At 59.7% G+C, this 12,839-nt stretch carries 13 protein-coding genes; 5 read left to right on the forward strand and 8 right to left on the reverse strand.

Going from position 1 to position 12,839, the window contains the following annotated elements:
- Window positions 1-6: 6 nt before the first annotated feature.
- The 3 genes from DD236_RS06205 to hrcA are packed head-to-tail and all read right to left on the reverse strand — an operon-like array spanning window position 7 to window position 2,926.
- Entirely contained in the window at window positions 7-765 is a 759-nt protein-coding gene (locus tag DD236_RS06205) for a 16S rRNA (uracil(1498)-N(3))-methyltransferase (protein WP_109093524.1), read from the reverse strand.
- A complete protein-coding gene (dnaJ, locus tag DD236_RS06210; RefSeq protein WP_109093525.1) occupies window positions 762-1,889 on the reverse strand; it encodes a molecular chaperone DnaJ in 1,128 nt (375 codons plus the stop codon). The genes DD236_RS06205 and dnaJ overlap by 4 nt, the downstream gene beginning before the upstream one ends.
- A gap of 29 nt (window positions 1,890-1,918) precedes the next feature.
- The gene (gene hrcA / locus DD236_RS06215) at window positions 1,919-2,926 is read right to left on the reverse strand and encodes a heat-inducible transcriptional repressor HrcA (protein ID WP_109093526.1); all 1,008 of its coding nucleotides are present in this window, start codon (window positions 2,924-2,926) and stop codon (window positions 1,919-1,921) included.
- Window positions 2,927-3,046: 120 nt separating this feature from the next.
- On the opposite strand from hrcA, the gene DD236_RS06220 reads away from it, so the two are divergent.
- Window positions 3,047-3,892: a DUF3097 family protein gene (locus tag DD236_RS06220; RefSeq protein ID WP_243410029.1), complete on the forward strand. Its 846-nt coding sequence runs from the start codon at window positions 3,047-3,049 to the stop codon at window positions 3,890-3,892.
- Window positions 3,893-3,902: 10 nt separating this feature from the next.
- Here the strand turns inward: DD236_RS06220 and hemW are convergent, their stop codons facing one another.
- The 3 genes from hemW to lepA are packed head-to-tail and all read right to left on the reverse strand — an operon-like array spanning window position 3,903 to window position 7,797.
- Window positions 3,903-5,099, reverse strand: a complete 1,197-nt coding sequence (gene hemW / locus DD236_RS06225; protein ID WP_109093528.1) for a radical SAM family heme chaperone HemW — start codon at window positions 5,097-5,099, stop codon at window positions 3,903-3,905.
- Window positions 5,083-5,937, reverse strand: coding sequence for a tRNA (guanine(46)-N(7))-methyltransferase TrmB (gene trmB, locus DD236_RS06230; RefSeq protein WP_109093529.1), 855 nt, complete (start codon window positions 5,935-5,937; stop codon window positions 5,083-5,085). Before trmB ends, hemW begins: the two co-directional genes overlap by 17 nt.
- Before the next feature lie 3 nt (window positions 5,938-5,940).
- A complete protein-coding gene (lepA, locus tag DD236_RS06235) occupies window positions 5,941-7,797 on the reverse strand; it encodes a translation elongation factor 4 (RefSeq protein ID WP_109093530.1) in 1,857 nt (618 codons plus the stop codon).
- 157 nt (window positions 7,798-7,954) lie between these two features.
- Here lepA and DD236_RS06240 point away from each other — a divergent pair, with 157 nt between their 5' ends.
- Complete coding sequence (locus DD236_RS06240; protein ID WP_109093531.1) at window positions 7,955-8,557, forward strand: hypothetical protein; 603 nt, start codon at window positions 7,955-7,957, stop codon at window positions 8,555-8,557.
- A 37-nt stretch (window positions 8,558-8,594) separates the two neighbouring features.
- Window positions 8,595-9,128 carry a PH domain-containing protein gene (locus DD236_RS06245; RefSeq protein WP_109093532.1) on the forward strand — a complete coding sequence of 178 codons (534 nt, stop codon included), beginning with the start codon at window positions 8,595-8,597 and terminating at the stop codon, window positions 9,126-9,128.
- A gap of 5 nt (window positions 9,129-9,133) precedes the next feature.
- Here the strand turns inward: DD236_RS06245 and DD236_RS06250 are convergent, their stop codons facing one another.
- Complete coding sequence (locus DD236_RS06250) at window positions 9,134-10,189, reverse strand: LCP family protein (RefSeq protein ID WP_243410030.1); 1,056 nt, start codon at window positions 10,187-10,189, stop codon at window positions 9,134-9,136.
- Window positions 10,190-10,430: 241 nt separating this feature from the next.
- Between DD236_RS06250 and rpsT the strand changes: the two genes are divergently transcribed.
- Window positions 10,431-10,694: a 30S ribosomal protein S20 gene (rpsT, locus tag DD236_RS06255; protein ID WP_109093533.1), complete on the forward strand. Its 264-nt coding sequence runs from the start codon at window positions 10,431-10,433 to the stop codon at window positions 10,692-10,694.
- A gap of 73 nt (window positions 10,695-10,767) precedes the next feature.
- A complete protein-coding gene (locus tag DD236_RS06260; RefSeq protein ID WP_133246066.1) occupies window positions 10,768-12,309 on the forward strand; it encodes a hypothetical protein in 1,542 nt (513 codons plus the stop codon).
- Here DD236_RS06260 and DD236_RS06265 read toward each other — a convergent pair whose 3' ends face one another.
- Complete coding sequence (locus DD236_RS06265; protein ID WP_207785709.1) at window positions 12,310-12,822, reverse strand: DUF4870 domain-containing protein; 513 nt, start codon at window positions 12,820-12,822, stop codon at window positions 12,310-12,312.
- Between the last annotated feature and the right edge of the window lie 17 nt (window positions 12,823-12,839).

Below are 12,839 nucleotides of genomic sequence, written 5' to 3' on the forward strand. Positions count from 1 at the left end.
TTGTTCTCAGTCTACTGGGCGCGATGCGTAAGATGCCATAATCGTTGCGATAGCGTATGGCCCAGCCGTTGCCGAGCGGAGTACGTGCGCAGACAGTAGGCATGTTTTCGCCCCTACCCGCGTGAAAAGCTCCAGTTCATCCGGAGAGATTCCGCCCTCTGGGCCGACGACGGCGATGTACCGTTCCCCCGCTTCCGTCGCAATCTCTGGAAGGCTGCTCGTGGCCTCCTCATGGCAGATGAGTGCAACTGCTCCCGCAGATATCTGGGCCTCGAGCGCACAGGCAAGCTCGGCCGAGCTAACAGGAGCTTCAACCTCGGGTATCCATGCCCGTCGCGATTGCTTTGCCGCGGCGGTGGCACAATCCTGCCACTTCTTACGGCCCTTCTCCTCTTTGCCCCGCCAGTTGGCTATTGACCGCGCGGACTGCCACGGGATAATTCGGGATGCCCCAAACTCCGTCGAGGTCTCAACCGCCTGCTCGTCCCGTCCGCCCTTTGCCAGTGCTTGAACCAGCACGATGTTCGGGCTAGGGGCGGTTTCCTGAACCACGGTCAGGACCCTCAGATTAAGAATTCCCTTGCCAAGCTGGCCCACCTCACAACGAAGCCGTCCGCCCGATCCATTGACGAGGTCTATCCGTTCGCCGACGCGTGTGCGGCGCACCGTGGCAGCGTGGTGCCCCTCTTGCCCCGCCAACTCGATTGTGGCACCGGGCGCCATATCACTGGGATCGAAGGCGGCAACGTAGCAAGGTGCAGTCATCGGCCCGCGAACTTGTCCTTGAGCTTGGAGAAGATGGAGGAGTTCTGCTGAACCAAGCGCGCGGTGGGCTGCTGTTCGCCGCGCATCTGGGCCAGTTGTTCGAGGAGGGCGCGCTGGGCCTCATCCAGCTTCGTAGGTGTCTTGACCGCTACCGCCACCTTGAGATCTCCACGGCCGCCTCGATGGAGGCGCCCAACGCCAAGGCCGGATAGCACAATGACGTGCCCGGACGGCGTACCCGCGGGGATCTCGATGTCCTGCGGGCCATCGAACGTATCGATGGTGACAGTGGTGCCCAACGAGGCGCTGGTCATCGGAACCTGGAGCTCGCACTGGAGATCATCCGCCGCCCGCTGGAAGACGGGATCTTGGTTGATGCGAACCTCAACGAAAAGATCTCCGGCCGGGCCGCCTTCGACGCCCGCATTGCCCTGCCCGGACAAGCGGATACGCATACCTTCTTCTACACCCGCCGGGACCTTAACCTTCGTGGACTTCGTGACACGCACGCGGCCTTCCCCGGCGCACTCGGAGCATGGCGTCACAATGACGGTCCCGTGGCCGTGGCACTTCGGGCACACGGACTGGGAAACCATCTGGCCAAAGAGTGAATTGGTGACCCGCTGAACGGAGCCGGTGCCGTTGCACTGATCGCACGGAATGGGTTCGGTTCCCGGTGCGGCGCATGTCCCATGGCAGGTGGGGCACTCGCCGGCCAGTGTGTGAGAGATGCTCTTCTCACAGCCAAACACAACCTCTTCGAGGTCCAATGTGGCGCTCACAAGGGCATCTTGGCCGCGCCTACCGCGCGGTACCGGGCCGCGTTGGCCGCCGCCCATGCCTCCGCCCATTCCGCCAAAGAACGTATCGAAGATATCTTGGAACCCGCCGAAGCCTGCTCCTCCGCCTCCATGAAGCGCTTCCTCACCGCCCATGTCATACAGCTTGCGCTGCTCCTGATTGGACAGAACGTCATAGGCCTCGTTCACGGCCTTGAACTGTTCCGCTCCCTCTGGACCGGCAACATCGGGGTGTAACTTGCGTGCGAGCTTCCGGTACGCCTTCTTGATTTCTTCCTGCGAAGCGTCACGGTTCACGCCGAGCGTTGCGTAGTAATCAGCCAACGGTCTCTCTTCTTAGATGGGTTTCCAGCTCAGTGAGCTGAAAGGATTTCTGACAGGTATCGTGCCACTGCCTGCACGGCGGCGATCGATCCGGGGTAATCCATGCGGGTAGGCCCGATGATTCCCACGCGAGCTACAGACCGATCGTCCACATCGTAGGTGCTGGATATAACCGAGGCCTCAGAGAGGCCATCGGACTGGTTTTCTTCGCCGATCGATATGGACATGCCGTCTTGCATGGCACCCAACAGCTTCAAGAGCACAACCTGCTCCTCAAGGGCCTCCAACACGGGAGAAATTGAGCGGGCGAAGTCTAGGTGGTGGCGCGAAAGATTCGCCGTTCCGGCCAGCATGATCCGCTCTTCCCCTTCGGCGCGGAGCGCGGATTCAACAACGGCGGAGACCGCCTGTGCGATCTCTTCCACTGGCGGTGCCAAGTGTTCAGGCATCGAGCTACCGAGCGAATCAAGGCTCTTGCCCGCCCACTCATTGTTTAGTGTTCGCGCGAGGTCCTCGAGGGTTGCAGCGGCTACCGGTTCAGGGAACACCAGCGTTCTCTGCTCGACGCGCCCCGCCTCCGTGATGATAACAAGTAGCGCATGAAGGTCACCCACCCCGATGAGCTCAAGATGACGCAGGGATACCTTGTTCAGCGAGGGGTATTGGACCACTGCGGCCTGATGTGTGATTCCGGCTAGGAGCCGCACCGCCCGGGCGATCACATCGTCAAGGTCAACCGCGCCGTCCATCAGGCGTTCCATGGCGCGCCTCTCTGACGGGGAAAGAGGCTCGATGATCTGAAGCGAATTAACGAAAGTTCTGTACCCCAGATCCGTTGGGATACGGCCTGCGGAGGTGTGCGGTTGCGCGATCAGGCCTTCATCTTCGAGGACTGACATATCGTTTCGCACCGTGGCCGGGGAAACGCCTAGGCGGTACTTCTCTACGAGCGCGCGGGAACCCACGGGTTCCCGATGAGAGACGTAGTCACGCACAATTGCCTCAAGCACGCGCGTACGCCGTTCCTCGCTTCCCACAACCGCTCCTTAGACATAGCACTCGACGTTCCTGAGTGCTAATCCTACGCTCGCAGACCCCGGGAACACACCATTACACCCGTCATGCATTTGCCCACACCCTGAAGCTAGCCTTATCTGGTGTTCGAAGATCCCTACGGTAGTGACGTTTTGTCCGATGATCCGCACCGTCAGCCTCAATCCCAAAAGGTCGCGGCCGCACCCGGCCTACTCATCGAGGATCTGCAGTCTGGCTTCGTAGGTGAAATTGTGAAGGTGGGACGGGTTGCCGGCCAATGGCAGTTTGAGGCCGAGGGCCGCGGTGGGATTCGACGATCGTTTCGGATGGGACGCGGCTTCTGGATCGAAGGCAAGCCGGTGGAGCTAGTTGCCCCGGAGCCGGCCGTCACAAAGAAGGGCCCCGCCGTTACCGCCTCCGGATCCTTCCACGTTGACCACCGCGCCCGCGTTGCCCGCGAATCGCGCATCTGGGTAGAGGGTAAGCACGATGCCGAGCTGGTCTCCAAGGTATGGGGCGAGGACCTCGCCTACGAAGGCATTGTGGTGGAGGAACTCCTCGGGGTTGATCGTTTAGAGGAAATGATCGCTCAGTTCCAGCCTTCTCCCATCCGTCGTGCCGGTGTGCTCGTAGATCACCTCGTGCCCGGCTCAAAGGAATCGCGGCTCACCGATCGCTTCGCCCGCATGCCCGGCGTGCTCATTCTGGGCCATCCATACGTGGATGTGTGGCAGGCTGTCAAGCCCGCTGCGGTTGGGATTTCTTCTTGGCCCGCCGTCCCGCGTGGGGAGGATATCAAGATGGGCACGCTCAAGCGGCTGGGCCTACCCCACGAGAGTCCGGGAGATATCGGCCGCGGCTGGGCTCGGATACTCTCCCACGTTCACAGCTACAAGGATCTTGAACCGAGCCTGCTTGGGCGTATGGAAGAGCTCATAGATTTCTTGACGGAGGCGGGGGCGCGGTAGGCCGTCGTCGTTATAAATCCTGCCACAAAGCCCGGGTTACGGAATCTGCCAATAGCCTGCCCCGCAACGTGAGGCGCAGGGTGCCGGAGAATGCGGAGGCAGGGTCAACAAGCTCATCCGATATAAAGCCGGCAATAACTTCGCGGCCCGTCGCGGCCGGAACCGGAATTCCTTCGGCGAGCCGGATCCCCAGCATGATGGTCTCCTCGGCACGCTCCGTGGCGGACAGAAGCTCGCGGGCCGCCGCTGGGCTGGCCCCATCCAGCAGCCGATTTGCGTAGGCGAGCGGGTGCTTAACGTTCCAGAACCGCGTACCGCCTATATGGGAGTGCGCGCCGGGGCCATAACCCCACCAATCACTACCGCGCCAATATGCGAGGTTGTGGGCGCACTCGTGGCCGGGACGCGCCCAATTCGAGATCTCATACCAGTGGTAGCCCGCTGGCTCTAGCATCGCGGCGGCCATCTCATAACGATCGGCCTGCATATCTGGATCGGGCAGAGAAATCTCACCGCGTCGAACCTGGCCGCCCATCTTGGTGCCCGGTTCAACCGTCAGTGCATAGGCGGAAATATGGTCCGGCTCCAGGGCCAGGGCCGCCTCCAAGGAAGCTCGCCATTCAACATCGGTCTCCCCCGGCGCACCGTAGATGAGATCGAGGGAAACCTCCAAACCGGCCTCCCGCGCCCAGCGCACCACTTGCGGAACTCTGGACGGGCGGTGCTGGCGATCCAGAATGGACAGCACGCGCGGAACCGCCGATTGCATGCCGAAGGAAACGCGAGTAAAGCCGCCAGCTGCTAGCTCCCGTAGCGATTCGGGAGTCACTGACTCGGGATTTGCCTCAGTTGTGATTTCAGCGTTTGCGGCAAGCCCGAAGGTGGCTTTCAAATCGCCCAGAACGGCAACCAACTGGGCCGAATCCAGCATCGTAGGGGTACCACCACCGAAAAAGACGGTCTTGATAGGGCCGTTCCCTTCGAGCACGCGCCGGCTGAGCGCGATCTCGCGGGCCAGCGAATCGGGGAAGTCTGTTAATCCCGCACCCGGCCCGAAATTCGGGTTCGTATACGTATTGAAATCGCAGTACCCGCAGCGCACAGAACAAAACGGGATGTGGACGTAGGCGGAGAAGCCCGCACTAATATCCGGGTTCGGGAGCGAGCCGTCTTGAGGCGCCGGTTCACCGTCAGGAAGACTGGCCATTGCGAATAACCTCGAGGTCGTGGATCGTGCGCCCGGCCTCGATACCCCGCTCCTCAAAACGCGTCATAATCCGCCCTTCCCAGCGTGGTGCATAACCCCCGCGCTCGGGCTCAGGATCGGCCGGATCTTGGAGGTTGCCAGCATGCGGGTTGTCGAAGTAGGGCGAAGCCTCAACGGTGTCGCGCATCTGCCAAGCGTAATCGTCCCAATCGGTGGCCATTCGCCACGTTCCACCCTGACGCAGGAGGCCCGCGGCAACACCTGCGAAGGTGGGCGAAACGATCCGGCGCTTGTGATGGCGCGCCTTGCGCCACGGATCCGGGAAGAAGGTCCACAGCATGTCCGCACGCGGGTTTTCTGCGTTCGGATGGGCAGGGTTAAGACGTGGGCCAGCGGCGATGATCTCCTCTGGGGCGTTTTTCCCTGCCGCCTCCAGCCCGAAGAGGATCGGAAGGGCTTGAGCCGCGTCCGCCTCGATGATGCGCACATTCGTAATGTTCTCGCGGGCGGCGCGGGCAACACACCGGGCCACACCCGGGTGCCACGCTTCGAGCGCCAGCACGTTCCAATCGGGATGGGCCGCGGCGAAAGACACAAGTTGTTCGCCGGAGCCTGGCCCGATCTCAATGGCGAGGTGGCCCGAGCGCCCAAACTCCCGCACAAGGTCGAAGCGGGCATCGGCGGCCACGGCAGTAGCGTCGTGTCCGGCTGGCAGATCGATGATGAACTCTGGGCCGCGTTCTGCCAGAAGGGTTTCGTATTTATCGCCAAGGCGCGAACCGCGCAGGGTAAAAGACTTAATGCGGGCAAACTCGGGACGGCCCGATTTTTCCGGCATATGCTACTTCTTCTCTGACGTTGGCTCGGAGGTGAGAGCGGCAACGAAGGCTTCCTGCGGTACATCCACTCGGCCAATCGTCTTCATACGCTTCTTACCTTCCTTCTGCTTCTCCAATAGCTTGCGCTTTCGCGAAACGTCACCTCCGTAGCACTTGGCCAGCACGTCCTTTCGGACGGCCCGGATAGTCTCGCGTGCGATCACTCGCGTGCCGATGGCCGCCTGAACCGGGATCTCGAACTGCTGGCGGGGTATGAGGTTCCTCAGCTTTTTCGTCATTTCAAGGCCGTAACTGTACGCCTTTTCACGGTGAACGATGGCGCTGAAAGCATCAACCGGCTCGTGGTTTAGCAGCAGATCCACCTTGACCAGATCGGCCTCCTGCTCGCCTTCGAGATCGTAATCGAGGGATGCATAACCCTTAGTACGGCTCTTGAGCTGATCGAAGAAGTCCGTCACGATTTCGGCGAGCGGGAGATCGTAGTGCAGCTCCACCCGCTCCTCGGAAAGGTAGTCCATACCCTGCAGGTTCCCTCGGCGTTGCTGGCATAGCTCCATCAGGGTTCCCACGTATTCGGAGGGTGTCAGGAGCGTGGCCTTGGCCATCGGCTCGGAGATATGAGCGACCTTGCCGTCAGGGAACTCCGAGGGATTCGTGACGGTTACCTCCTCGCCGCCGTCCGTGATCACGCGGTACACAACAGATGGGGCCGTGGCGATGATCGAAATATCAAACTCGCGCTCGATGCGCTCACGGATGATATCCAAGTGAAGCAACCCGAGGAACCCACAACGAAAACCAAAGCCAAGCGCCACGGAGTTTTCAGGTTCGTATTGGAGGGCGGCATCATTCAGCCTGAGCTTGTCTAGCGCCTCACGCAGGGCTGGATAGTCCGAACCATCGATCGGGTATATACCCGAGAAAACCATCGGCTTGGGATCGGCGTAGCCCTCTAGAGGCGCGGGCGCCGGGCGCGAAGCGGATGTAACAGTGTCTCCCACACGGGACTGCCTCACATCCTTGACTCCCGTGATGAGGTATCCGACCTCTCCCGCCGCCAGCCCGGCGGTGGGCTTGGGTTCGGGCGCGATAACGCCAATTTCTAGAAGCTCGTGTGAGCTGCCGGTAGACATCATGGCCACGCGCTCCCGCGGATTGAGCCGGCCATCCTTCACACGGACGTAGGTGACAACACCCCGATAGATGTCATAGACCGAATCGAAGATCATGGCACGCGAGGGCGCATCTAGATCACCCTCCGGGCTCGAAATCTCGGACACGATGCGATCCAACAGCTCTGGTACACCCGCGCCCGTCTTGCCCGATACGGCGATGCACTCTTCCGGTTCCACGCCCAGCAAGGAGGCGACCTCCTGAGCGTATTTCTCAGGCTGAGCCGAGGGGAGATCAATCTTGTTAAGAACCGGGATGATCGTGAGGTCGTTTTCGAGGGCCATGTACAGATTGGCGAGCGTCTGGGCCTCGATGCCCTGAGTGGCATCCACGAGCAGGATCGCACCCTCGCAGGCAGCAAGTGAGCGATTTACCTCATAGGAAAAGTCCACGTGCCCGGGGGTATCAATCATGTTGAGGGCGTATGCCTGCCCCTCCATCGTCCAGGGCATCCGCACGGCCTGAGACTTAATGGTGATACCGCGTTCACGCTCGATGTCCATGCGATCGAGGTACTGATCGCGCATCTCTCGCGCGTCCACAATGCCGGTCAATTGCAGCATCCGATCAGCCAGCGTGGACTTGCCGTGATCGATATGGGCGATGATGCAAAAGTTCCGGATATATTCCGCAGGGGTTGCGGAGGGCTGGATTGATTCCAGCTCTGCAGGGGTTGTGACGGGCACGGTACTCCTTCTTCAACAGTCGCGCCCATTCTAGTGGTGAAAGCTGGTTTCCAACATTTCTCAGAGTGTGGGGTTGGTCAGTTTGACTGTGGATTGGTCAGTTCACCCTGAGAGTGAAGGCGTGCCGGGCACGGCCGAGTGATGGAACAATTAGGACATGTTCCCCTTCTATGGCTCGCTCAAGGACATTGTCCCGGTTATCGAAACCCTCACGCGGTTGCCCGGGCAGCTCATGGGGCGCGCATTGGCGGTTCTTAGTACCCTTGTAGCTGTACTCGGATGGTTCGTGGGGCGCGCTGGCGAGGGCTTCATCGACTGGCTCCCGTTCGCCGCCGGAATCCTCGGGCTGGGCGTTGCCGGGTTCTTCACGTGGCGGAGGTACCGGCTAGCGAACGCTGTTGGCGTATGGGTAAAAAATCAAGAGTCCACTATTCAGGGAGAGGCCGCCACCTCGGAAGATGTCACGATAATCTCGCAGGATGGAACTCCTCTAGGAACCAACTCGCGCGCCACTCCCGCCGAAGATACGGACGCCCAGCGCAACTATGACGCCATGATGGAGGAAACCCAACTGCGCGACACTTGGATGCCGCGGGTGGAGGCAGCTCAGAGGGCAGCTGTCGCGGCTGCGGGCGGAACGGTGAACGCCCCCTATCTGAAGGACGATCTACGCATCACGTTGGTTTCCGCGATAGCAACTGGCGTTCTCATTCCGATTGAGACTCTATTCGCGTTTATTGCGTTTTTTGCCGTGCTCTAAAGGCGCGCCGCACAAATATTTGTGACACTATAGCCGCATGAAGTTCTCAGAAAAGCTCTTGGGCCAGAACGAGCACGTTATCCTGCACATGCGCACCCACATCAAGGAAATCATCCCGAACCTGATAGCCACTATTGTGCTGATCGTGGTGGCGGTTCTGGCATACGTGTATCTGCCTGAAGACTGGCGGCCCGCATCGACGGTAGCGATCGTGGCAGTTGCCGTGACGCTCTTCCTTGTGATCTTCGTGTGGCCATGGTTTAACTGGCTCACATCCACTTACACCATCACCAACCGCCGCATCATCACCCGCCGTGGAGTCCTCACGAAGACGGGGCACGACATTCCGCTGAGCCGCATCTCCAACGTCTCCTACGAGCGCTCGGTCCTTGACCGCATGCTCGGGTGCGGATCCCTCGTTCTTCAAACCTCTGCCGCCGAACCGCTCCTCCTCGATGACGTTCCCAAGGTTGAGCGCGTCCACGTCACGTTGACCGAACTGCTTTTTCACACGTCCGCTGACGGTTCCTCGCGTAATGATGTCGCGCGTTTTGAGGACCACACCGAATAGCTCACCTACTCGATTGGTCTCGAATCTAGAGTCTCCAGTTCTGGATGGGTCACAACCCACTGTTTGACAGTATCCTCTTGGAAAGCTTGGCTCAGCCCAGCCACCGCCTCCTCATCGAGCAGCACGATGGATTGGCCATCGGAGGACGTGTCAGTGCCCGAATATGGGGCGGTCAAGAAAATGAGGCCGTCCGAGCTGAGGTTGCGCAGTGAGCTCCCCAGTTCCACCAGCCCGGTGACGCTTAGGCCCTCATCCACGGACAGATAGTCCTGAACTGTGCCGTACACGTCCATGAGCTTACTGGGAGAAGAGAGCACTTCGGGAGTCAGGAGACTCTCGAAAACCGTTTTCATCCACACCTGCTGGCGCCGGACCCGATCGAAGTCCCCACCGGGCAGACCGTACCGCTCCCGAACGTAGGTGAGCGCTTCGCCTCCGGACATGTGCTGTGTGCCATCCGGGGTTGGTAGGTCAACACCGCCCACGAGGTCAGTCAGTTCGGTGAACGATGTGAAGTCCACGATCGCGAAGTGATCAATTCTCACACCCGTCAGGTTCTCCACCGTTTCGATGGTCAACGCAGGGCCTCCGTAGGAGTATGCCGCGTTAATCTTTGCCTCTCCTACACCGGGTATATCAACCCACGAATCGCGAGGAATTGACATCACGGCAACAGACCGGCGGTTGCCAGCAACCTGCACCAACATGATCGCATCGGTTCGCTGAGCTCCAGGTTCCCAATCGGCGGCGTCGCCGGCGGAAATGCGCGAATCTGAACCGAGGATCAGGAAAGTGACCGGATCAAGGTTCGATTCTTCCACCGGCTCTCGTGAGGGGCGCGCCGTCAGCTCCTCAAACGGATCGCCAAAGGTGTTCAGAGATTCGAACTCCTGCTGTCGGGCAAAGAGCACGCCTGCAATCCCAAGGCCAGCAACCAGCACCGCAATAACCAGAACAATGATGGCGGTACGAAGAGGCTTACGTTTGCGATGTGGCGCAGCATCCACACCCTCAAACACATCATCGATGAAATAGTCATCGGATTGTCCGCTTCGCGCCATGATGACATAGTAGCCAATGGCGCACTAATGCGCTTGGTCTCACATCATATCGGGCCTCGGCTGCTGCCCCTGCTCTTTCTACTCTGGTACAGTAAACGATTGGACTTCTCACCTGGTCGGGTGGAAGGTCCAGCCAAAGGCACTCCACGGGAACCCCACTTCCCCAGTCCCGCTGATGGCATATCCCTCACCGACCATGTACATCTATCGTCACCTGACGATTGAGTTGAAAGAGAATTAAGTGGCAAACATCAAGTCGAAGAAGAAGCGGATTCTCACGAACGAGAAGTCGCGTCTTCGCAACCGCGCAGTTAAGTCCGAGCTGAAGACGTACGTCCGCAAGACCCGCGAAGCCGTGACGGCTGGCGATAAGGAAGCGGCTCAGGCTGCTTACGAGGCAGCGGCCCGCAAGCTTGATAAGGCTGTATCCAAGGGTGTCATCCACAAGAATCAGGCTGCTAACCGCAAGTCAAAGCTGGCTCAGGCCATCAACAAGCTGAGCTGAGATTCTTAAGCGTGAGGAAGCGGCAGGCCGTTAGGCTTGCCGCTTTTTCTTTTCCATTCATTAGAATGGTTTAGTGACTCTGACGAAATCTCGCGTCCCGTTGCGCGAATATGCGTGGTTCGTGGAACCTACCGATCCGATGGAGAAAGCGCGGTCGCTCAATCCCATCGTTCAACTTGAAGCCGCCCGAATGGACGGCGCAACTTTCATTGGGTTAGCAGTTATTGATGACGATGCTGCTCTCACGGCCTCCTCGATAAAGTGCATAGTCACTGAATTCGAAGATCTGGCCCAGTTTCATCCCACTCTGATTCTCGCAGATCGCGTGGTAGTCCCGGCCGGTGCCGCAGAGCTCATCAGTGCTATCGAAGGCGAGGGCCTTCGCGCAGTCTCATCCTCCCAGTTGACCGAGTTTGAGCTGGCGGGCCTAGATCCTGCACGGCTAGCGAACACCCTGCTTGGCACCGGGCTAAGCCAGCTCCTGTTGACCACTCCGGCCATCGGTTCTTCCGCTCCCCTGCCCGCGGTCAACACGGTAATCGATCTGTCCACTGCAACCGGTCCGCTCACCGCAATCCGGGCCAACACACTCGCTCAAGACCGCGCGTCCCGCAAGACGCTGCATATATGGACCGTGACTGCCCTCCGCGGAAGCGACGGGGAAGACGTGCGCCAGCTCATTGCCAAACACGCGCGGGTGTGGGGTCTCAGCCGAGATGGTGAGTCTCGGATGGTCCAGGGCCTGGACCATGTGCTCGATTACCGGCAGAGAAAGCACCTCAACGAGATTCTGACGGGTAGCGCACCCACAAGGATTAACGAGATCAACACGAGCACGCTCAATGCACTGCAGACCAGAAAGGCCACGGCAACCCAGTGGATGTCCTATACCCCACTGCCCGAAATCACTCCGGAGCTTCTCATCGAGGAGCCTCAAGAGGTCCCCGGCTTCAAGCTCAACCAGAGCGTCAACTTCGCCGTCACCGTGCTCTACGTAATCCTCATCGCCGTGGCCGTACGCTTTGCCCTACTCGGGAACCTACTCGGCACAGGCATCCCCCTCCTCATCGTGGCGATCAACTATCCGATCATCACGGACATCGGGCGCACGGTGCGCAGCTCGGCATCCGGTGGCGCCCAGTTCACTCAACTATTCCGCGTGCTGCAGGCGAGCGCCAGCGATTTGGGCAGGTCCTTCGACCTTCCTTTTGTTCATTTACTGCAAACCCGTCCAGTTAAGTGGGTCAAGGGTGAATCCGAGAAGATTGAGATTACCATTAAGGACCGGGAGGTGAGTGATTGCCAAGACATCCTTGAGGCCGCGCATCAAGTCCTGACCCCCGCCAATGACAAGGCGCAGTGGGTACTCGAAGCCGGGCGCACAGATTTTACGATTGGGCGCAGCCTCGTATGGCTGGTGACCATCCTGTTCCATGCCAGCAAGCCGCGGTACTTCGCGCTGCCCACGCAGATTGCATCGGAAGAGGCCGCTAGGGCATTCGCTTCTCACTGGTGCCAGTTCGTCGGGCCATGCCGATTAAGACAGATGCCCGAACACGCTGCCGAGCTCCCTGGCGCCTCGGCTAGAGCAGCCAGAATTCGCGATCTCGCCTGATTAGTTGAGTACTCTCAGTGACAGCGGGTAACGGTAGGACTCACCGCGCGAATACCCGATCGCGGCCTTGATCGGGTGGTAAACGGAGAAGATGAAGACGATGATCCAGATTGCCACGGATACGGGTACAAGGATCACCGTGAACAGCAGGATCCATGCGAGAACGCTGAGTAGGGTCATACCCAGCTGGAAATTGAATGCTCGGGCAGCTTGATCGCGCAGGAACGGACTCTGATTCCTATAGATCGCCCACACGATAAGCGGGCCGGCAAATCCTAACCAACCCAGCGAAAAGAGCATGCCGACGGGGCCGGAAAGCGCCGCGATCGTGGCGAACGTCCGGTCATCGGAAGCGGAGACCGTTCCTTGGCCCGGATAGGCGTCAAAGCCGTAGCCGCCGGTTGGCCCGGCACCAGCGTTTTCACCCATGCTCCACGCGTTGGCGCGATCGGACCGATCGAAGCCATTGTCCGGGAAGGAGCCATATTCGTTTTCTGGGAACTGGTTGCTCATAGCACAATCATCCATGA

Origin of the sequence: Ancrocorticia populi, assembly GCF_003123745.1 — a bacterium.
GTDB lineage: Bacteria > Actinomycetota > Actinomycetes > Actinomycetales > Actinomycetaceae > Ancrocorticia > Ancrocorticia populi.

What these genes read in the sequence shown, in the direction of transcription:
- trmB (WP_109093529.1), bottom strand. Translation starts at nt 5,937, where the DNA reads ATGCCGGAAAAATCGGGCCGTCCCGAGTTTGCCCGCATTAAGTCTTTT.
- DD236_RS06250 (WP_243410030.1), bottom strand. Translation starts at nt 10,189, where the DNA reads ATGGCGCGAAGCGGACAATCCGATGACTATTTCATCGATGATGTGTTT.
- hemW (WP_109093528.1), bottom strand. Translation starts at nt 5,099, where the DNA reads ATGGCCAGTCTTCCTGACGGTGAACCGGCGCCTCAAGACGGCTCGCTC.
- DD236_RS06205 (WP_109093524.1), bottom strand. Translation starts at nt 765, where the DNA reads ATGACTGCACCTTGCTACGTTGCCGCCTTCGATCCCAGTGATATGGCG.
- DD236_RS06240 (WP_109093531.1), top strand. Translation starts at nt 7,955, where the DNA reads ATGTTCCCCTTCTATGGCTCGCTCAAGGACATTGTCCCGGTTATCGAA.
- DD236_RS06245 (WP_109093532.1), top strand. Translation starts at nt 8,595, where the DNA reads ATGAAGTTCTCAGAAAAGCTCTTGGGCCAGAACGAGCACGTTATCCTG.
- DD236_RS06265 (WP_207785709.1), bottom strand. Translation starts at nt 12,822, where the DNA reads ATGAGCAACCAGTTCCCAGAAAACGAATATGGCTCCTTCCCGGACAAT.